This is a genomic window from Blautia sp. HA9023, from assembly GCF_056504095.1.
Genome location: NZ_JBWLUR010000001.1, coordinates 197,657 through 217,691, shown reverse-complemented (window position 1 = coordinate 217,691; position 20,035 = coordinate 197,657). Strand labels below are relative to the sequence as shown.

Genomic DNA, 20,035 nt, shown 5'->3' with positions numbered 1-20,035 from the left:
CTAAATTACCTTATGCTCCAACCACTTGCGGCTGTGGAATCTCCATGTAAATATGATTCCGCGTACCGTCCAGTCCGCAAACATTCCGATCCAGACACCCATGGGACCAAATCCCAGGACACGGATGAGAAATACGCACAGACAAAATCTGCAGGCCCACATGGTACAGCAGGATGTGATCATGGAAAACTTCACATCTCCGGCCGCCCGGAGTCCATATCCCGGGACAAATCCCATTGTCCACACGAGGGGTTTCACAATGGTGATCCAGTTGATCATGTGGATGCACATGGCTGCACTCGTTTTTTCCATGCCACCCAGGATGGTGACCGGTCTGGCCAGAACGTAAACGATCAGGCAGCTTACGATAATTACGCATTCTGCGATAACGCAGAGTTTTTTTATGTAATAAACCGCTTCGTCTTTCCGTCCTGCACCCAGGCACTGGCCTACGATGGTCATCAGGCCTACTCCCACACCGATAGCCGCAATACCATTCAGATTCTCCAGGATATTTGTCATTGCCTGCGCGGCGATGGCTGTTGTTCCAAGCGTGGATACAGTAGACTGGATTGCCAGTTTTCCCAGCTGAAACATGCTGTTCTCGATCCCCGAAGGGATTCCAAGTCCCAGAATACGGCCGATCATGCTCCAGTCCGGGCGGATCTTGAGGTAATTACGGACAACAATAGGCTGACGGTCTTTTCGCAGCTGGTAGAGAACTACCACTGCACAGAAAATACGGGAAACCAGTGTGGAGACTGCCGCGCCGGCAACACCAAGATGAAATACCCAGATCAAAATGGCATTTCCACCAATATTCATAACATTGGAGATCATGGAAATCATCATAGGCCCCCTGGTGTTCTCCTGGGCACGGAAAATAGATGCCGCGGAATCATACGCCGCAATAAACGGGAATGACAGTGCCGTAAAAAAGAAATACGTTTCCGAAGCACGCATAACATCCGCTTCTACAGCCCCAAAAATCAGACGCAGCAACGGTTTCTGAAAGATCAGACAGACCGCCGATACTGCCACAGAAATCGCCGTGATGATAAAAAGTACCTGTCTTGCTGACATATTGGCTTTTTCATAATTTTTCTGTCCGATATACTGCGCACAGACAATTGCTCCTCCGGCTGCCAGTGCTGAAAAAGCCTGGATCAGAAGTACGTTGATGGAATCCACCAGCGATACCGCAGAAAGAGCCGCAGATCCCACATTACTGACCATCATGGTATCTGCGGTTCCCATTATCGAATTCAAAATCTGTTCCAGCACCACCGGCACCAGAAGATTACGGATCATCCGGTTGGTAAACATATGCTGCTGTTCCATTAACTACATCCCCCGCATTTTCATTTATAATCTGATAAAATATTTGTTTATATTTTATCAGGTGTGTCATCTTTGACATTATAACCTTTTCTTGCAGTTTTTCCAATATGTTTTGTGTGTTTTTCTGCATCGGCGGAGTATATAATGCGAAAAGCCACAGAGAAATGTTTGTTCTCTGTAAGCGCAAAATAATTCGACGGATTGTGTTGCCCTAAAAATCAATCCATAATAATCATTAGAGAATGCAAGCATTTCACTTCATTTTCTCTTGCTAGAAATGATAGATGCGAGCATTTTACTCTATTCAAGTTATGGAGGTGTGCTCATGAGAAGCAAAAGAATACCTGCTGAAGAACAATACCGTCTCATCATGGAATGCCGTCAAAGTGGATTGACAGATCATCAATGGTGTGTGGAACATGATATCAAGCCAGGAACTTTTTACAACTGGGTAAAAAGACTGCGTCAGAAAGGTTGTGTGGATTTGCCGGCGTCAACTGGAAGCACCTATCGTGCACCAGAAAGCCAGGAAGTTGTCAGAGTGGATTTTCATGATACTGACCCGATTCCTTATGAACAGCCATTAAATATAATTCCGGCAGCTACGGAAAGAAATAACCTTTCTGTAGCAGAGCCAATGAAGCTGTCTGTAGGAAGCTTTCATCTAACAATACCAAATGGAACAGATCCTCAGCTTCTGGCTCAAACGCTTCGCATTGTGAAGGAGTTGAAATGTTAGGGGATATCACAGCCGCCGATGAAATCTATATCGTAACAGGCAGAACGGATATGCGGAAATCCATTGACGGGCTGTGTGCTATTGTAGAGGATCAACTCCATATGGATCCAAGGCGAAGTGCCCTGTATCTTTTCTGTGGAAAACGTTGTGACAGGATCAAAGCTTTGCTCTGGGAATCTGACGGATTTGTGCTGCTGTATAAACGTATGGAAGTCCAGGGCAGATTCCGCTGGCCCAGAAATCAGTTGGAAGTAAAACAATTGACCTGGCAGCAATTCGACTGGCTCATGTCCGGGCTTGAAATCGAACAACCAAAGGCATTCAAGCCTACGGAATGATCGCGTAAAACATCTATGCCAGCCAACAGAAACGGAGGGGCTTTTCATCCTGTATCATGTCTGAAATCCCCTGTAAATGCTGGGTTTCCTGCTTCTTGATTATTCCGGGACTCTCAGAGCCACCTGTCCGGACTTTGAGAGCCACCATTCCGGAGAATGGGAGCCATATATTCCGGTAATTCAGAGCCACCTTATTGGACTCTATTACATATATTTCCTTTATACTGTAAATACACACCTTTGGTGTGAATACAGATAAAGGAGGTCGTAAATTATGACCAAGTATCGTGAAATCCTACGCTTGAAAAGCTTAGGATTCAGTGAGAGGAACATCGCACAAAGTTGCGGTGTATCCAGAAACACAGTCGCCAAGGTTTTGAAAAAAGCAGCGGAAATCAATCTTTCATGGCCGCTGGATTTTGACATGACCGACAGTGCGCTAGAGGAGCTGATGTTTCCTAAAGATAAGTCGGCAACGAATAAACGTATGCCAAACTTTGACTACATCCGCAAAGAACTTCTGCGGAGCGGCGTAAACAAAAAACTTCTCTGGGTAGAATACTGTGAGGAGTGCCGCATGAGCAGCGAAGAGCCTCTAATGTATTCTCAGTTCTGCTACTACATCCAGAAGGATGAAGAAAAACGCAGGGCTACCATGCATATCCCTAGAAAACCAGGTGAACAGATTGAAGTTGACTGGGCCGGTGACCCTGCTCACATCATTGATCCGGACACCGGAGAAATCACAAATGCATGGATATTTGTAGGTGTATTAACTTACAGTCAGTATGCTTTTGTAAAAGCATATATGAATGAGAAAACCGACAACTGGATCAAAGCTCATGTCCAGATGTTTGATTTCTTTGGCGGTGTCACACCTATGCTCGTTTCTGATAACTGCACAACCGCAGTGAATCATAAAAAGAGTGACTGGTACAACACTGCCTTAAACACAACTTATCATGAGATGGCAGAACATTACAATCTTGCCATCCTTCCGGCCAGAGTCCGGAAACCCAAAGATAAACCGAATGTAGAGGGATCGGTAGGAAAGATATCCACATGGATAACAGCAGCCCTTCGCAATGAACAGTTTTTCTCTCTTGCAGAATTGAATGCTTCAATCCGTGAAAAACTGGATGCCTACAACGCCCGTAAATTCCAGAAAAAGGAATGTAGCAGACTCAGTTTATTTCTTGGGGAAGAAATGCCATTACTGGCTCCGTTGCCTGCTACACCTTTTGAACTGGCTGAGTGGAAACAAGCCACCGTCCAGTTTAACTATCACATCGCAGTAGACAGAATGTTCTACTCCGTGCCTTATCAGTATATCAAAAATAAGGTTGATGTGCGTATAACAGATACAACGGTTGAAATATTTTATAATCACAATCGTATTGCCTCTCACAGACGACTCTATGGACGAAGCGGTCAGTATTCTACAGTGACAGAACATATGCCGCAGGAACACCAGAAATATCTGGAATGGAACGGTGACCGATTCCGTAAGTGGGCTGATTCGATTGGAATTAACACAAGTAAGGTTGTCGATGCAATACTTACCTCCGGCAGGATTGAACAGCAATCCTACAGAAGCTGCATGGGATTACTGAAACTGGCAGAAAAATATTCGCCAGAAAAACTGGAACAGGTCTGCGCTAAGGCGCTCTCTTATTCCGGTAAACCCAGCTATAAAAGTATCAAAAATCTATTGGCTGCAACAAAGGATGCACCTGATACCGAATCAGAATCATTTCAAGCAGTAAAACCACATGGCATAACCAGAGGAGCCAGATACTATGGAGGTAAAAAATCATGACAAATCAAAGTACAATCGATAAACTTATTGAAATGCGTCTGACTGCTATGGCAGATGCATTCCGCATCCAGATGGATGATCCTGCAATGAAGGAAGTTCCATTCGAAGATCGGTTCGGCATGCTTGTTGATGTCGAATACAGCAACCGCAAAAACAATCGTCTGAAAAGGCTGATCCGCCAGGCTGAGTTTGAACAGCCAGATGCCAGCATCGCAGCGATTGATTACCATTCTGGACGAAAGCTGAACAAAGCACTGATCAACCGTCTGGCAACCTGTGAATACATTACAGAATACCGAAACATCTTTATTACTGGAGCAACCGGAAGTGGTAAAACTTATATGGCCTGTGCCTTTGGCATGGAAGCATGCAAGCACTATTACTCAGTACGGTATGTACGGCTTCCTGATCTATTATTGGACTTACAGGCTGCCAGGGACAATGGAACTTTCTCAACTGTCCTGAAGAAATACACCAAGCCAATAGTACTGATCATTGATGAGTGGCTGCTTCTTAAACTGACAGAAGCTGAAGCCAGGAATCTTTTTGAACTGATACATAAACGACGAAAAAAATCTTCAACGATCTTTTGTTCTCAGTTCCGTGAAAGTGAATGGTACCAGCAAATCTGTGATGGTGAAAGTACTCTTGCCGATGCCATCATGGATCGTATATCGTATGATTCCTATAAGATCGATATTGAAAGTGTTGACCCATCTAAAGACCTCTCTATGAGAGAAGTATATGGACTGGATCCAGCAATGGCAAAGTAACTTAATAAACAAAATGGGGTGGCTCCGTTAGTCCGGACAGGTGGCTCTCGCCACACCGGACTGGCGGCTCTGCCGCACCGTAATATTCACTTCTTTTTCATTGCTTTTTATGGTACAATAAGAGCAGTGAAAAAGGAGCAGAAAACATATGGCTGGTAATTCAAAAGATTCAAAAATACTCGCGTACAAGGACATGATCAACCAACTGAATAAGACCATTTCCACACAGACAGAACTGATCCAGTCTTTACAAAAAACATTGGAAGCAGACCGTCTGGAAAAAGAAAACCTTCGTCAGCAGATTGAATATCTCACGAAGAAGCTTTTTGGTACTTCCAGTGAAAAACGGAAAGATATCGATGGCCAGTTGAATCTTTTTGATGAAGCCGAGCAGGAAGCAGATCCGACATGGGAACAGGAACTTTCTGATGACATCACTGTTCCGGAACATAAGAGAAAAGCAAGACGGACACATGCAGATCTCTTTAAAAACGTTCCTTCCTGCAACGAGATCATTTCTCTTCCGGAGGAGGAGCGAAACTGTCCAACCTGCGGAACGCAGATGGAATGTATCGGGAAAGAATTCGTCCGCCATGAATTTCGCTTTACCCCTGCCAAAGGAAAAGTAGTAAATATCTATCGTGAAACATATAAATGCCCGGAGTGTGCCATATCAGAGGAACATCCGGATGATCAGACATTTGTCAAAGCCCCTGTTCAGGAACCATTGATCCCGGAAAGTTATGCATCGGAATCCGTTGTGGGATGGGCAATGCACCAGAAGTACCAGAATGGTCTGCCGTTAAACCGGCAGGAAGAGGACTGGAAGCAACTGGGTGTCCCATTAAGCCGGGCTACGCTTGCTAACTGGATCATTTACTGTGCCGAGAATTATCTCCGCCATGTTTATGATTATTTTCACCGTCAGTTACGGAGGCGTAAATATCTGATGGCAGATGAAACCCGGGTTCAGGTACTGAATGAGCCGGAGCGTAATCCTAAAACGGATTCCTGGATGTGGCTCTTCCGCAGTGGAGAAGATGGACTTCCGCCGATCCTGCTCTACCATTACACAGAGACAAGGTCAAAGTTCCATGCAGCGTCTTTCCTACAGGGGTTCAGCGGATATCTGGAGACAGATGGATACCAGGGTTATAATAATCTGCCAGATATCAAACGCTGCTCTTGCTGGGCACATGTAAGACGTTACTTCACAGATGCCATACCGAAAGGGAAAGAGTATGATTACAGCCTTCCGGCAGTGCAGGGAGTACAGTTCTGTTCCAAGCTGTTTGATTGTGAGCGGTACTCAAAAGCAAAAAATCACACTGCGGAGCAGAGAAAACAATTTCGTCTTGAAAAGGAGAAGCCGATACTAGAGGCATTCTGGAATTGGCTGGATCAACAGCGCCCAACCAAAGGAACCCGTTTGGCGAAAGCGGTGAACTATGCCCAAAATCGGAAAGACACCCTGATGACCTATCTGGAAGACGGTCATTGCAGTTTATCCAACAATCTTAGCGAGAATGCAATCAGACCATTCACTGTTGGCTGGAAGAACTGGCTGTTCAGCGCCAGTCCTAAAGGAGCCACCGCTAGTGCTATTGTGTATACAATAGTTGAGATGGCAAAAGCGAATGATCTGAATACCTATAAATATCTGACATATCTCTTATCACAACGGCCAAACGATAAAATGTCAGATGAACAGCTGGAACAACTTGCTCCATGGAGCGAGACTGCGAAAATGAACTGTCAAAACTAAAATAAAGTAAAACGCTTGCATCTATCATTTTGGTGCAAGCGTAATTTACGAGTAACGTAGCAATATTTTGCGCTTACGTTACATCGAGCTGATTGCTGAATTTAACTCTTTTAATACTTCTTCAAATTGGGTACAAGCTGCCTCTGCTTTTTCCAAATCTGTTCCTTTTCCTGACTTTTTCCATGTATTATATTTGTCTTTCCAGTCCTTGTACTTACTGCTTAATTCTTTATACTTATCTGCGGCCTTCAAAACCTTGTCACCATTCTTAGTATGTTCTTTTATGTATTTTCTAAATGCAGAATTACTCATATCTTTAAGCTTATTTTTCATGTCTTTCGAGCCACTTTCTAACAGTTTAGTTTTCGCTTTCTCATCACCTGCAATTGTGCGGATTAATAATTCGCTGCGGTCAAGATAGGTCCTGACCTTCTGGTCAGTCAATTTATAATTTGCGTTCAATCCAGACAATTTCCAACCGCCAGTGATATATGCAGACATGAAGTCTTTCCAGCAGTCAGTATTCAGCTGTGCCAGGGCAGTGCAATAAGAGGCTAAAACTGCATCAATCTGTTCCGATGTTGAAGAAATAACTAGGGTATATCTTTGAGAACCATAAGTAACATAAGCCCATGATACAGTCGCGCCTATTCCTCCATAAGATTGTGCTGCAATATTGAAATCAACCGTATAAGTTTTTCCAGAAGATACAGTTACTTTCTTGGACCCTGATTTTAAACCACCCTTGATCTGTGAGCTTATCTGGTCAAGCATTTTTTTCTGATTCGTTTCGTATTTATTAATATTAGAATTCAGGATAGCCTGTAAAACCGCATCCGCAAATGCTTCAAGAATTTCTTTTTTATCTTTTTCTATAATTTGAGAACTTGCATATACGTTAATCATATTGCCAAGTTTTTTTAGTTGTTCTGTACTGGTAGCAGTTACATTGCTTCTGTATGCATTCTTAGAAAATTTTTTTGTAAAATCTACCAACCTATAGGACATCTGGTTACTATACTGTGTTAACAGTTTATCTGATGATGCTGGAACAGGTTTTACATCTCCCAGATTCTTTTCCTGTATATACCCTTTTTTCCCTTTGTAAGTGACATAAGCCCAGCCATTGCTATAAGATTTTACTTCGACAGCTCCGGCATAAGGAATAGCTGTAACTTTCTTTCCTGTTAGGGAAGCCTTGCTTTTCAAAGAAACTCCTTTATATGGCTGAACATACATATTTTTGTTCTTAAGTACTATTTTAATTTTTACATTTTTTGAGGCGGCGTTATACTTATTTAAAACTTTTCCTGCTTTTACTGTAATAACCGCGTTTCCAGTTCCTTTTATTGTAACAACGCCTTTCGAACTGACAGTTACAACTTTTGTATTACTGCTTTTGTAAGATAACTTTCCTTTTGCTGTCGCATTAAGTTTAAACGTTCCATTCGCCGAATACGACTTTAGGAAACTGCTATTTACCTTTATAGTCTGGTTCTGCAGAATAATTTTAACTATAGTAAAGGTTAGGTTTTTCGTCCCGGTGTACTTTCCTTTTCCTTTAATACTTATCGTTGCCGTTCCGACATTTTTATTATTTTTATAGCTCAGTGAATAATCTGTATCCTTTTTCAGTGTTATTCCATCTACAGAAACCATCACCGACGGGGTAATTTTCTTTCCGGTGTAAGTATATTGGGGGTTTAATCCGGAGACAGTTGCCTTACTGATATTTTTAATTCCCGGGTTGTAAAAGAAATATCCTTTACCGACTTCAAAACCTTGGAAAATAAATTGTTTTTTCTTTTTGTCCCAAATTACTTCCTGTACGTATCCTGGATACAAACCTCTTTGAGGAATATAGGTATAAGTGTTTCCAGTTTTTTTTCTTGCAATCGCTGTTTCTGTTACTTTTCCGTTTAGCTTGTAAATAAGTTTTATTCTGTTTGATGGCATCGGATTTATCGTTACTGTATATTTACCTTTCCATACCTTAAATTTTCCAAAATCATTAATGTTGTAAGCATATGTATAAGTATAGGAATTTGTAACAGTAACTTTGTTTAACGTTGAATTTGTAGTGTTTTTTATACTCAAAAAGGTATGTCCTAAATCTCCAGCGGAAAATGGGTTTGAGGTAGTACCATAAGCATGAAGGGTAAGCTTGGCTACTATATTGTCTGCGCATACTGGTGTAACCCACACAACAAATAATATCGGAAACAGAATTATGCCTCCAATGATGCTATGTTTTGCCTTTCTCATAAAGAATCTCCTTTGTTAGATCTATATTTATTTTACCATCCAAGCATATTATCGGTTAAATACATATTGTCCCCATTTCGTATATATGTCCATTTACTGGTATTCGTAGTAAGATATGGAACTTGCCAGAAAATGGCTACTTCCGATACATTCGGGCATTCACTCGCAAGATATGCTGCCAGATCGCTAGAATACATATCCAGCATTTCTTTTGACGTTTTCGGACTATTTTGAACATTCCAAGTCAAATACACAAGTGCGACATAATCATCCAACTCATCCGTTCCAGCGTTTTGGTTAACTGAGATTTCTGTAATATCAGTGCTATTATACTTATCCGTTATCCTGGATTTTATCTTTTCCTTGATCGTATCTTCTGTCGATGCAGAATAATTCTTTGTGCTCACTGCTCCATCTTCCTTCTTTGGATTATCTACAGACTTGGCCCATTGTGAACTAACGTCATAATCTGTTCCAGCAGGCGTAATATACACTGCATTCAGAATACTTTTTCCGGTATCGAATGCTGATAACATTCCCATGTCATCGCCGATATAAAAACATGTGAAATGTTTTCTTATATCATTAACATCACTTACTGACGTGGTCTTTATGGGGTCTGACCCCGGAGTATTCTTGATCTGGGTCCAATGTTCAATACGGACCTGACGTGTGATCTTATCCATAAGATTTCTCCTTTAAAAAACTTTTAGTTTTATAAAGGGATTATCTCATGGTTTTAGGCGAAAAGCACGGTACTAACTATTTACCGTGTACCCCGTTCCAGAAGTTTTCTGTGGAAATATTCATACATGGGAAAAAAGAATGCCTCAGAATTCCGGATCACCCAGTTTGCCATCGTTGCCCTGGTGATCGCCACGCCATACTGTTTCCACTCCTTTTCCTGACGGCAGTAGGGCAGTCCGTTACAGAACTTCTGGTACATCACCCAGGCAACCGTACCGGCAGACGCCATCCCATAGAGCATGTGTGCCCTGCCATCTTTTCCTTTTTTGATCACTGGAAGATTCTGAAGTTTATCTTTATGGGGTCTGACCCCAGTACAATTGATGCAGAACTTTCCGCTGCATTGCTCATTGTTGGAAATCGATTTGAAGGACAATCATCAAAAAGTAACTCTGTTGGAGGGATACAAATAAATTGTGCCGCAAATGCCACACATTTCTCAATTAGCGTTTTATAATCGCCAGTAATATGCTCCATATTTTTATTTATCCTCTTGATTTTCCTTCACATCTCAGCCAGTCATAAGACCGTTGCCTGCTGCTCACCACGGAGAGGTGCGTGAAGATTTGAGCAGCGTAGGGAGCTACCGCTCCCTTTGTTTTGTTTATAATTTCTTTAGAAATGTTTATTTTTTCTTTATGGGGTCTGACCCCAATAGTTTGCAGCTCTTTTGTGTACTCGCCATTCCTACCTTTTTTAATTTCGTAAGAGAATGGTAAGCCAGAGTAGGTTTTGAATTTCACACCAGCATAGGCCAGAACCGCTCCCCAGAAGCTCTCTTCTGTTGGCTCATCCCTCCACCGCTTCATTGCTCTATATCTCCGCTGCCGCTCTGCTCCGGCACTGATCTTCCCTTTTTCTGCTGTGCTTGGGAAGTACACACCTTTCCGATATGGCAGGTACGAGGTGACGGAGGCTTTGGAAAGTTTCAGAGTGTTTGCAGTTGAGAGTATAGAGGTTTTGTAGTCTTGTGTTTCACGGTATTCTTGAAAGGTAGCTTGCACCTTCTCCGCCACTTCAGATTCATACACATCGGCCGTGATGAGCAGCTTTCTTACTTTGATGGGATTAAGGTTTAGAGCATCTGCAATGGCCTGCAAGGACATCTCAGAATCATAAAGTGCCACAGCACTTTCCATCTGCTCTTTCAGATTTTTCCCGGCATCGTACTCTGGCTTCAACTTCTTACGGCCACCGCCTGGTTTTCTTGTTTTCTTCATTTTACTCGTGCAGCTCCAACGGCAGTCCGTCCGGGTCATGGAAGAAAGTCATCTTCTTGCCGGTGTAATCATCCACACGAATTGGCTCACATTCAATTCCTACCTCTGTCAACTCATTCACTGTCTGCTCCACGCTCTCCACACAAAATGCAAGGTGACGCAGCCCACAGGCCTCCGGGCGGTTCACACGCTTCGGCGGGTTTTCTTCTGCAAAAATCTCCAGCTCTGTGTGTTCGTTAACACGCAGATCCAGCTTCCAATCTTTACGCTCTGGACGGTAGTTTTCTCTGATAACATAGAAGCCCAGCTTGTTCACATAGAAATCCTTAGCTGCTTCATAGTCAGATACGATGATTGCAATATGATGTATTTTTGATAAATTCATTTTATGTCACACTCCATTTCTTTTATTTCCGTTATAAACTATATAGCAACCTTCAAAAAAACCGTGTGAACTTCTGGAGTTCAGTTTGTCCACACGGCCGATCTTATTTCAGTTTTTCGAGGATTTCATCCGCACTCATGCCGCTGGCCAGCAGCTTCTTCAGCACAGCCTCTGCTTCGGTCTTCTTCGCTTCTTCAGCGGCCTTAGCATCTGCCTTTGCCTTCTTCGATTCCAGGGATGCCACTTCTTTTTCGGCCTTCTTCAGAGCAGTCTTCTTCTCTTTCAGATCAGCCTTCAAAGTGTCAATGTTTGCGGTGATGGATGAAATCTCAGCAGTCAGGGAAGTGATAGATTCCTGCTTCTCCGTGATCTGAGATGCGTAGTCGGTATGGGTAGTTTTGGGACGGTTTTTGCTGCCTTTTGTTCTGGGCATAGGTGATAACCTCTTTCCTTTTTAGTGGTTTAAGTATAACACTGTAGAGATACTGAACTAATATCTCATTTATTTTCATTATATATTTTCAAAAATTCATCTGCGAATTTTTTTACCAAATCACGGTCAACCGTTGTTACCAATGTTTCTCCATTATAATTAGCGGCCTTCGTCCAATTATAAGATCCATGCATGATATAATCTAAGTCCACAATACAGAACTTATCATGCATACGATTTGTTCCCCACACACCAGAACGCGGAACAACAACACATTCAAAGTTTTCTTTTAATCCTTGCAATAGGTTTTGATTTGAATCTTCATCTGAAATAATGATCCGTATGTGTATACCGTTTTGCTTCTTCTTTAATAATTCCTGATACAAAACCTCATTAGAGAACCATGCAACAGCAACCCAAATCAAATACTTCGCATCTCTAATTCCTTGTATTAAAACATCCTGAATTCTATCGAACTCAACATCATTTGATACTTCCGGCTCAATATCAGAATATATTATCTGTGGTCTGAGTTCCACATCTTGAATGGCGTATTCATCATCTTCTTCGTAAACATAATATACCAGTCTATCGATTTTATCTTTTAGCTCTGTTGCTTTAGTCATCAAAGGAATTGGCACTCGAATTTCAACATTTTCCCAGTGTTGATTTGATCTTGTTGCAAATTTCCATTGTGGAACACAGTTAATTGTACTTCTGCTAATTATCGGAAACACTTCGTCTTTACAATCCGAAAACTTAGGGTCATATTGTAAATCTGCAACTAATGTCCGTTTCAGTGCACCTGAATTCATACCTTATCCTCCAATCCTTCAGATTTTTTATATCAAGGTTCCATTCTATATTCGCTTATATATATTCTTCTTACTCTGGTATTACTTCTCTGCTGCCTTCTGCATATTCAAAATAGTCATCCTTCCAAAGAACACAGCAGTTATATCCAGTGCTTCTATATCTGATTCCATCAATTCCTATTTCCTTGCAACATGATGCAACATAATTAGGAAGTAGATATTCATGTACTGTTTTACCCGTTTCATTTTCTACGGTAAATCTCATATGCTCAATGAAACGATTTGTTTTCTTTGCTTCTCCTGACAGATCCAATAATTTAACAGGTTTTACAGCTTTGAGTCCGATTACTTGCACACGAGGTTTTGTTCCTCCACTGTGCTTATAGATTTCCTTTAATGCACCTTCCTTATCTTCGGCGATATAATAGCAACTTCTTCCTACCTCATTATAGCGACCGTGTGCTGAAACATTTGTAGGTGCTTTCATCATCTCAGAATCATGATATGGACGCTGATGTTCGCCTAATATCCTTGCATGGTAATATGTAATGTTCTCAAAACTGATGAAATGATTCCAGTTCTTAAGCATTTCAAATATCCTGGCACCTACCGGATGTTGTAACGCAAATGCATAATTCTGTTCCAGTTTACTTTCAAAAGATACTAAGCTATCAAGCGAAAATTCTTCAAACAGTTCCAGTGAGCTTTCTACCACAGTAATCTGATCTGCTGATAACTTAACGTCTGGAGAGTCTTTATGGTAAAAGTCCTTTTCTTTCGGATCAAACCGAATTTTATCAGACTGCAACAGCTTTTTGGCAGTCGTTTTGGTCAAAGACTTTAATACTTTTTTACTGCCCCGTGGCAATTCCAAGTCAGCATAATTTGGCAGCATCCTTACTACAGCAAAATTCTGTGCTGCAATACTACGCTCTAGCACATCATTTAAAGCAAGCGCATTATCCCACTGTGATGTCAATCCACCTATATAATCAGAAATGGCAGACAATCCGCTGCCCATTGCTTGAACATTACCTTCAAACTGTGTCCGAAATTCTCGCAATTCAGGTGTTATTGTTGCCGTCTCAAATGCAGCAAGAACACCTGAGTTAAATGGATTTATATCTCGATAGGGCTGCATAACCGTAGCTACAGCATTCAATGTTCCTGTCATAGAACTCATGGCATCATCTGGAACCAATGTTTGTGCCACAGCAGATAAAGATGCAGTTGCAGCGGAAAGCCCCAAACTATTTTGCTCCATCAAATTATGATATGGTTGCAATGCTTGAATAAGCGGTGCCTGTTGTACTCTTATTTGTTCTGCAACACTGGCAGCCACTTGCATTGTTGGACTGTTCAAAATGCGTGAATAATCCGGGGTGAAATCCATCACCTGTCCGGCGTATGGAAATCAATGTTCCGTTTTTTAGGGAATCACGATTCCGGCAAAAATGGAATCACATTTTTCCTAAACCCTTATAATGATGTTATGCACTTTTAGTGTAAATTCATTATGAGGAGGTCACGATTATGACCAAATATCGAGAAATCATCCGGCTTACCGGATTGGGATTCTCACAACGTAACATCATGGCAAGCTGTGGTGTTTCACAAAAAACTGTCGTCAAAGTTCAAAAACGTGCCAGAGAACTAAATATCTCTTGGCCTCTTGATGAATCAATGACCGACACAGAGCTTCAAAAGCTCATGTTCTCGAAAGAGAGCAAGGTATCTGCCAGTAAGAAGATGCCCGACTACGCTTACATCCGTAAGGAACTGCTCCGTAATGGAGTCACCAAAAAGCTCTTATGGACTGAGTACATAGAGGATTGCCGTGCCAACGGTGAAGAACCACTCATGTATTCACAATTCTGCTATCACATCCAACAGGATGAGCAGAAACATCGTGCTACCATGCATATCAACCGTAAACCCGGCGAACAGGTTGAGGTTGACTGGGCTGGTGATCCGGCAACAATTATTGATCCTGACACTGGTGAAATCTTAAAATCTTACATCTTTGTAGGTGTAATGACTTACAGTCAGTATGCATATGTGGAAGCATTTCTGGATATGAAGCAGAGATCATGGATCAATGCTCATGTCCATATGTATGAGTACTTTGGCGGTGTTGCCAGAATCCTCGTACCGGATAACTGCAAAACCGCAGTTATTCACAATGGGGGATGGAAAGACCAGCAGATCAATGAAACTTATCAGGAACTAGCTGAACATTATTGCACCGCTATTATTCCGGCTCGTGTCAGAGCTCCCAAGGATAAGCCGAATGCTGAAGGAACGGTAGGAAATATCTCTACCTGGATAACAGCAGCACTTCGGGATGAACAGTTCTTTTCCCTTGCAGAATTAAACCGTGCAATAAAAGATAAGCTAGAACTGTTCAACCAAAGGCTCTTTCAGAAGAAAGAGGGTAGTCGGCGAAGCTTATTTCTTGAGGAAGAAAAACCATTGCTGGCACCATTACCTGCTACCCGTTTTGAACTGAGCGACTGGAAAACAGCCACCGTCCAGTTCAATTATCACATATCTGTGGACGGAATGCTATACTCAGTTCCCTATGAATACATCAAAAAGAAAGTTGATGTCAAGATAACAGATACCACTATTGAAATTTTTTACAATCATAACCGCATTGCTTCCCACCGCCGTCTGAAGGGGCGTCCTGGGAAGTACAGCACTGTCACGGAACATATGCCGGAAGACCACCAGAAATATCTGGAATGGAACGGCGACAGGTTCCGCAAATGGGCTGAACGGATTGGCATAAATACGTACACTGTGGTCAATGCGATACTGACCTCCAAACGTGTGGAACAACAGACCTACCGAAGTTGTATGGGGCTTCTGAAGCTTGCAGAGAAATACTCAGATGCATTGTTTGAAGCAGCCTGTAAAAAGGCACTATCTTATACAGCTTCACCCAGTTATAAGAGTATTAAAAACATCCTTGTAACAGGTTCTGTAAAACCGGAATCAGAAACTACTGAATCCAAGACTACACATAAAGCACACGGCATCACAAGAGGTGCCGATTACTATCGGAGGTAAACATATATGACGAATCAGAGTACAATAGATAAATTAATTGAAATGCGCCTTACTACTATGGCAGATGCGTTCCGCAACCAGCTGGATGATACGAAATTTAAAGACGTACCATTCGAGGACCGTTTTGGTATGCTGGTGGACATCGAATACAGTAATCGTAAGAATAATCGTCAGAAACGATTGATCCGTAATGCTGGATTCGACCAACCGGAAGCAAGTATCATGGATATCAATTACACTTCCGGACGCAAGCTTAACAAGGGTCTTATTAACCGACTTGCAACTTGCGAATATATATCTGAACACCGGAATCTTTTTATCACCGGCGCTACAGGCTGTGGTAAAACTTACATGGCCTGCGCCTTTGGTATGGAGGCTTGTAAGCAGTATTTCAATACCAAGTATGTCCGTCTTCCTGATCTGCTTATTGATCTGGAGACAGCACGGACAGATGGTAACTACAAAAAAGTCATGGCGAAGTATGCAAATCCAGTTGTCCTGATTCTGGATGAGTGGCTTCTCTTGAAACCGACGAATGCAGAACAAAGGGATATCTTCGAACTGCTTCATAGGAGACGTAAGAAATCTTCAACGATTTTCTGCTCCCAGTATGCATTTGAGGAATGGTATGAGCAGCTCGGCGGTGGTGACAGTCCTCTGGCAGATGCGATCATTGATCGTATTGCCCACGACAGCTATCGAATAAATATCACGAGCATTGATGCTGAACATGATAGATCAATGCGTGAGGTATATGGCTTGGATAAAGCACTACGCGAGTAAACTCGCATAATTACACAGGTGATTTCCACTTCCGGACATCTGATTCCCAAATTTCCGGAAGTGCGATTTCATCGCACGAGAATATTCAATGCGTGCTTCTCGCTCTTCCATTCTTTTTATAGCTTGATCATAGGCTGTTTCCGAAGGATGAATGGAGTCCTCATCTAATCTTTTTGTCATTCATATCCCTCTATTTATTTTTAAAGGTTTTTCCTTTTTATCTACATTTTTTCTCACATCTTCGCCGATCATAATAAATCGTTGCCTGCTGCTCGCCACGAAGAGGTGTGTAATTATCAGAGTAGCGTAGGGAGCTTCCGCTCCCAGTATATCACAATTTCATCCAATTTTACATGCGCTTTTTTGCCTTCATCACTGCACAATACATCAATCCGCCAATCATTCCACCCACTGTGTTATAGAAGATGTCCGATAGCTGGAATGTTCCCAAGCGAAGCAATAATTGCAGCATCTCAATGCTTACAGAAAAGATAAATGCTATCTTCCCGCTTTGCCACAGTATTTTCTTCCAGCCGTTTCCTATCTTCTCTCCGAATGTCCACAGCACTACTGCTGAAAACGGCACCATCATGATCACATTCTCAATACACTCAGTGGTCAGCTTCTGTTCGCCATTCACTGTCTCCCAGATGCCCCATCCGCCCATAACGTCGGACAATGGGTTCATCCACAAGTTCCGATTCAGTAATGTTCTAAATAAGATCATCGAAGTCACGAACACCAGTAGGAACAACTTCCTGAAGAACTTATCCTCTTTGAACGTTCTGAACCATGTCAGCGTTGCTTCTTTCCAACCTTTACCGGCATTGGAAGGTTGATATGCGTATAGGTAGAAAAAGAGAATGAAAAACGAGAGGAGCAGTGAAAAACCAAACGGCTGGTAGAGGGCTGTCAGGACGTTGGTGAGGATTTTCGTAAATACTTTGATCATCTTATTTCAAGTCACTGAAAAGGTCTGCTTTGTACACACCATTCTCAAGCATCTTCTTGAAGCTGTCCTTTACTGCTGCGACATCCTCGTGATAGGTCATGCCATACCAGGTATCGTTGGTTTTCAGAACCTTCACGGACATTTTACCCTGCTCCAACAGTTCACCGATGAAGGTAGGGATCAGATACTCTGCCTTTAGCGGATTACCCGGCACTTCCTTCTCAAAGAACTCTTTGAAACCTTCCTCCAGAACATCTAGAAAATCAGGAGTTAATCCCCACATATTCATGGAAACCAGAGAATCTGTATCGATAGCCACACCATCTGCCTCTGCGCCGTTCACAGTTTTTACGATGTTCGTAGTCTCAACAACCTCGGTCAAATTATTCTCTGCGTCCATCTTGCAGATACCGCGGGTTACACCACCGTTATCAGACAGCGTGTTCTTCAGCACAAAGCCCGCCATGCAAGACTTTCCACCATTTACCAGGTAGGCATGGACAGCTTTGAAGCCTTCTTTTCCATAATAATCATCTGCGTTGATCACAATGAACGGGGTATCGATCACGCTCTTTGCTGCAAGCACAGCCTGACCCGTTCCCCACGGCTTTGTCCGGCCTGCCGGAAGTTCTCCTGGAATATCGTTAATATCCTGGAAAGCGTAGTCCACAGTTACATCATGAGAAGCGCAAATGGAGGCAATCCGGTCACCGATGACCTCTTTGAATTCTTTCTCAATATCCTTGCGGATAATAAATACTACATGATTGAAGCCTGCCTCAATTGCATCATGAATCGAGTAGTCCATAATGATATGATCGGAAGCATCCACCGGCTCCAACTGTTTGATTCCTGTTCCAAATCGGCTGCCGATTCCGGCTGCCATAATTAGTAATGTTGTGTTCATATCTCTCCTCTTATTGTGCTTTTGCTGCCTTAATTGGACACACCTTACTTTCTTTATTATGCTTTTTCCAAACAAAGCATAATAAAGGACAAAAATGTGCTCTATTGTTTGATTGCTTTCTGTGCATTAGCACTGTTCCATATGGTTTGCATAAAAACAATTTCACTCATTCAAGTTTTCTTCTCACCATTCTACTATTTCTTAATTTTCAAAGTATTACAAATCATATTTTTAATCATGATCCACATTTCATCCTTACTAATCATAAAAAAGAAAAATACAAGAATACATAAAACAATTCCACCCATTCCAACTTGAATAACTAGCGTAAGAATGCTGTTTCCTAAATAAGCACCTATATTTCTAACAATGCACATCATAAAAAATCCCGAGACTAATACAGGGAAATATTGAGCAATATACTTTATAACCGGAATATCTTTCCGAACAGCAAACAATTGGATAACCATAACACTAAATTCAGCAGCAATTGTTCCTAGTGCCGCACCATTTGATTTAAATTGTGGTATCAACATATAATTAATAACCAAATTAACAACCGCTCCCGTAGTTGAAGAAATCAAGTATATTTTATCATAGTGATTTGGAATCAAGTATTGTGTTCGCACGACATTAGCCCACGCTATAAAGAACACTGTTACAGATAGTAAAGAAATAATAGGTGCGCAGGGTGAAAATTCTTCACCCAAATAAACCGGTGCAAGTACTTCACTTATTCCCATAAGCCCAAATGCTATAGCTGAACACAGAACGGTAACCAATTTAATCGAAACACGTATATACTGACTTGTTTTATTCTTATCACCGTTTGCAATGACATTCGACATACGAGGAAGCATTACTGTCCCAAGAGCTGTAATAATGCCCATCGGAATATTTATTATTTTTTCTGCATTTTGATAATACCCAACGTCAGCATATGAAGCAATATTACCAAGCATTATTTTGTCCATCACTTTATATATACTGTATGCTAAAACCGGGACAAACAAAACTAATACCGGCTTTAAGTGTACAAGAATATCTCGAACCGGCACCTTCACAAGCCTAACATACTTTCTCACATAGGTCCATAAATATAACTGGCTCAGCAGTGTCCCTGCAGACATTAGAAGAGTATATTTCCAAAGATCAGAAGGGCTATGAACAAAAACAAACATGCACAAAACTGTACATAGCTTTATTATCATATTCCTAGTTACTGTTAATTTAAATTTTTCAAGTCCAAAAAAAAGCCAACTTATATCAAAAAGACCTGACAGAACATAAAGTAACTGTAATGAAGCAATAATTCTATTGTTTTTAACACAAATCAGAATATACAATACATACGAGACTATTGCTACTGAAAACGTAAAAGCTTGTAAATAAAATATACCACTAAATGTGTTATTCAATTTTTCCTGATCATCTCTTGCGGCCGCAACACTCCTATTTCCATGATTTGCAATTCCCAACATTCCAACCATCAGAAAATAATACGCGACAGAATTTGTGTAAGAGTATACTCCAACTGCCGTTGCACCGAGAGTTCTTGATATGTAGGGGGCCGTAATTAGAGGCAATAAAATAACTAAAATTTGATATACTATATTATATAGAAAATTTTTTTGAATTGTTCCCATATATCTACTCCCTTATTCTATGCATTTCAACCTGC

19 protein-coding genes and 1 pseudogene are annotated in these 20,035 nt (G+C 41.6%); 7 read left to right on the top strand and 13 right to left on the bottom strand.

Annotated features, from left to right (window positions below; translation table 11 throughout):
- On the bottom strand, positions 1-1,341 hold the full coding sequence (locus tag AC04Q6_RS00965) for an MATE family efflux transporter (protein ID WP_021977716.1): 1,341 nt from the start codon (positions 1,339-1,341) through the stop codon (positions 1-3).
- 325 nt (positions 1,342-1,666) lie between these two features.
- Here AC04Q6_RS00965 and tnpA point away from each other — a divergent pair, with 325 nt between their 5' ends.
- From tnpA to tnpC, 5 genes are all read left to right on the top strand, one after another.
- Positions 1,667-2,080 (top strand): IS66 family insertion sequence element accessory protein TnpA, encoded by a 414-nt coding sequence (gene tnpA / locus AC04Q6_RS00960; protein ID WP_476389461.1) that lies wholly within the window; start codon positions 1,667-1,669, stop codon positions 2,078-2,080.
- Entirely contained in the window at positions 2,074-2,418 is a 345-nt protein-coding gene (gene tnpB, locus AC04Q6_RS00955) for an IS66 family insertion sequence element accessory protein TnpB (RefSeq protein WP_009246070.1), read from the top strand. Before tnpA ends, tnpB begins: the two co-directional genes overlap by 7 nt.
- 274 nt (positions 2,419-2,692) lie before the next feature.
- Positions 2,693-4,237: an IS21 family transposase gene (istA, locus tag AC04Q6_RS00950; RefSeq protein ID WP_476389460.1), complete on the top strand. Its 1,545-nt coding sequence runs from the start codon at positions 2,693-2,695 to the stop codon at positions 4,235-4,237.
- Positions 4,234-5,010 carry an IS21-like element helper ATPase IstB gene (gene istB, locus AC04Q6_RS00945; protein WP_055057938.1) on the top strand — a complete coding sequence of 259 codons (777 nt, stop codon included), beginning with the start codon at positions 4,234-4,236 and terminating at the stop codon, positions 5,008-5,010. Before istA (AC04Q6_RS00950) ends, istB (AC04Q6_RS00945) begins: the two co-directional genes overlap by 4 nt.
- Positions 5,011-5,158: 148 nt before the next feature.
- Positions 5,159-6,775 (top strand): IS66 family transposase, encoded by a 1,617-nt coding sequence (gene tnpC / locus AC04Q6_RS00940; RefSeq protein WP_476389459.1) that lies wholly within the window; start codon positions 5,159-5,161, stop codon positions 6,773-6,775.
- A gap of 78 nt (positions 6,776-6,853) precedes the next feature.
- On the opposite strand, the gene AC04Q6_RS00935 is transcribed toward tnpC, so the two are convergent.
- From AC04Q6_RS00935 to AC04Q6_RS00895, 9 genes and pseudogenes are all read right to left on the bottom strand, one after another.
- On the bottom strand, positions 6,854-9,040 hold the full coding sequence (locus AC04Q6_RS00935; RefSeq protein WP_476389458.1) for an SH3 domain-containing protein: 2,187 nt from the start codon (positions 9,038-9,040) through the stop codon (positions 6,854-6,856).
- 32 nt (positions 9,041-9,072) lie between these two features.
- A complete protein-coding gene (locus tag AC04Q6_RS00930) occupies positions 9,073-9,726 on the bottom strand; it encodes a hypothetical protein (RefSeq protein ID WP_476389457.1) in 654 nt (217 codons plus the stop codon).
- A gap of 92 nt (positions 9,727-9,818) precedes the next feature.
- Positions 9,819-10,073: pseudogene (locus tag AC04Q6_RS00925) on the bottom strand (IS66 family transposase); the annotation flags it as partial.
- Positions 10,058-10,264 (bottom strand): hypothetical protein, encoded by a 207-nt coding sequence (locus AC04Q6_RS00920; RefSeq protein WP_476389488.1) that lies wholly within the window; start codon positions 10,262-10,264, stop codon positions 10,058-10,060. The gene AC04Q6_RS00920 and the pseudogene AC04Q6_RS00925, both read right to left, overlap by 16 nt.
- Positions 10,265-10,272: 8 nt before the next feature.
- A complete protein-coding gene (locus tag AC04Q6_RS00915; protein ID WP_476389456.1) occupies positions 10,273-11,007 on the bottom strand; it encodes a hypothetical protein in 735 nt (244 codons plus the stop codon).
- Position 11,008: 1 nt separating this feature from the next.
- Positions 11,009-11,392, bottom strand: coding sequence for an SMU1112c/YaeR family gloxylase I-like metalloprotein (gene gloA2, locus AC04Q6_RS00910; protein WP_476389455.1), 384 nt, complete (start codon positions 11,390-11,392; stop codon positions 11,009-11,011).
- 103 nt (positions 11,393-11,495) lie between these two features.
- Positions 11,496-11,825 (bottom strand): hypothetical protein, encoded by a 330-nt coding sequence (locus AC04Q6_RS00905; protein WP_177290042.1) that lies wholly within the window; start codon positions 11,823-11,825, stop codon positions 11,496-11,498.
- A 65-nt stretch (positions 11,826-11,890) separates the two neighbouring features.
- The gene (locus AC04Q6_RS00900; protein WP_476389454.1) at positions 11,891-12,640 is read right to left on the bottom strand and encodes a phospholipase D-like domain-containing protein; all 750 of its coding nucleotides are present in this window, start codon (positions 12,638-12,640) and stop codon (positions 11,891-11,893) included.
- A 70-nt stretch (positions 12,641-12,710) separates the two neighbouring features.
- Positions 12,711-14,003: an RES domain-containing protein gene (locus tag AC04Q6_RS00895; RefSeq protein ID WP_476389453.1), complete on the bottom strand. Its 1,293-nt coding sequence runs from the start codon at positions 14,001-14,003 to the stop codon at positions 12,711-12,713.
- A 170-nt stretch (positions 14,004-14,173) separates the two neighbouring features.
- Between AC04Q6_RS00895 and istA (AC04Q6_RS00890) the strand changes: the two genes are divergently transcribed.
- Entirely contained in the window at positions 14,174-15,712 is a 1,539-nt protein-coding gene (gene istA / locus AC04Q6_RS00890) for an IS21 family transposase (protein ID WP_118071979.1), read from the top strand.
- A gap of 6 nt (positions 15,713-15,718) precedes the next feature.
- Complete coding sequence (istB, locus tag AC04Q6_RS00885; protein WP_118071980.1) at positions 15,719-16,495, top strand: IS21-like element helper ATPase IstB; 777 nt, start codon at positions 15,719-15,721, stop codon at positions 16,493-16,495.
- A gap of 349 nt (positions 16,496-16,844) precedes the next feature.
- On the opposite strand, the gene AC04Q6_RS00880 is transcribed toward istB (AC04Q6_RS00885), so the two are convergent.
- The 3 genes from AC04Q6_RS00880 to AC04Q6_RS00870 form a co-directional block, all read right to left on the bottom strand.
- Complete coding sequence (locus tag AC04Q6_RS00880; protein ID WP_476389452.1) at positions 16,845-17,447, bottom strand: VanZ family protein; 603 nt, start codon at positions 17,445-17,447, stop codon at positions 16,845-16,847.
- A gap of 1 nt (position 17,448) precedes the next feature.
- Positions 17,449-18,354: a sugar phosphate nucleotidyltransferase gene (locus AC04Q6_RS00875; RefSeq protein ID WP_476389451.1), complete on the bottom strand. Its 906-nt coding sequence runs from the start codon at positions 18,352-18,354 to the stop codon at positions 17,449-17,451.
- 194 nt (positions 18,355-18,548) lie between these two features.
- A complete protein-coding gene (locus AC04Q6_RS00870) occupies positions 18,549-20,000 on the bottom strand; it encodes an oligosaccharide flippase family protein (RefSeq protein WP_476389450.1) in 1,452 nt (483 codons plus the stop codon).
- Positions 20,001-20,035 lie beyond the last annotated feature (35 nt).

What these genes read in the sequence shown, in the direction of transcription:
- AC04Q6_RS00965 (WP_021977716.1), bottom strand. Translation starts at nt 1,341, where the DNA reads ATGGAACAGCAGCATATGTTTACCAACCGGATGATCCGTAATCTTCTG.
- tnpA (WP_476389461.1), top strand. Translation starts at nt 1,667, where the DNA reads ATGAGAAGCAAAAGAATACCTGCTGAAGAACAATACCGTCTCATCATG.
- tnpB (WP_009246070.1), top strand. Translation starts at nt 2,074, where the DNA reads ATGTTAGGGGATATCACAGCCGCCGATGAAATCTATATCGTAACAGGC.
- istA (WP_476389460.1), top strand. Translation starts at nt 2,693, where the DNA reads ATGACCAAGTATCGTGAAATCCTACGCTTGAAAAGCTTAGGATTCAGT.
- istB (WP_055057938.1), top strand. Translation starts at nt 4,234, where the DNA reads ATGACAAATCAAAGTACAATCGATAAACTTATTGAAATGCGTCTGACT.
- tnpC (WP_476389459.1), top strand. Translation starts at nt 5,159, where the DNA reads ATGGCTGGTAATTCAAAAGATTCAAAAATACTCGCGTACAAGGACATG.
- AC04Q6_RS00935 (WP_476389458.1), bottom strand. Translation starts at nt 9,040, where the DNA reads ATGAGAAAGGCAAAACATAGCATCATTGGAGGCATAATTCTGTTTCCG.
- AC04Q6_RS00930 (WP_476389457.1), bottom strand. Translation starts at nt 9,726, where the DNA reads ATGGATAAGATCACACGTCAGGTCCGTATTGAACATTGGACCCAGATC.
- AC04Q6_RS00920 (WP_476389488.1), bottom strand. Translation starts at nt 10,264, where the DNA reads ATGGAGCATATTACTGGCGATTATAAAACGCTAATTGAGAAATGTGTG.
- AC04Q6_RS00915 (WP_476389456.1), bottom strand. Translation starts at nt 11,007, where the DNA reads ATGAAGAAAACAAGAAAACCAGGCGGTGGCCGTAAGAAGTTGAAGCCA.
- gloA2 (WP_476389455.1), bottom strand. Translation starts at nt 11,392, where the DNA reads ATGAATTTATCAAAAATACATCATATTGCAATCATCGTATCTGACTAT.
- AC04Q6_RS00905 (WP_177290042.1), bottom strand. Translation starts at nt 11,825, where the DNA reads ATGCCCAGAACAAAAGGCAGCAAAAACCGTCCCAAAACTACCCATACC.
- AC04Q6_RS00900 (WP_476389454.1), bottom strand. Translation starts at nt 12,640, where the DNA reads ATGAATTCAGGTGCACTGAAACGGACATTAGTTGCAGATTTACAATAT.
- istA (WP_118071979.1), top strand. Translation starts at nt 14,174, where the DNA reads ATGACCAAATATCGAGAAATCATCCGGCTTACCGGATTGGGATTCTCA.
- istB (WP_118071980.1), top strand. Translation starts at nt 15,719, where the DNA reads ATGACGAATCAGAGTACAATAGATAAATTAATTGAAATGCGCCTTACT.
- AC04Q6_RS00880 (WP_476389452.1), bottom strand. Translation starts at nt 17,447, where the DNA reads ATGATCAAAGTATTTACGAAAATCCTCACCAACGTCCTGACAGCCCTC.
- AC04Q6_RS00875 (WP_476389451.1), bottom strand. Translation starts at nt 18,354, where the DNA reads ATGAACACAACATTACTAATTATGGCAGCCGGAATCGGCAGCCGATTT.
- AC04Q6_RS00870 (WP_476389450.1), bottom strand. Translation starts at nt 20,000, where the DNA reads ATGGGAACAATTCAAAAAAATTTTCTATATAATATAGTATATCAAATT.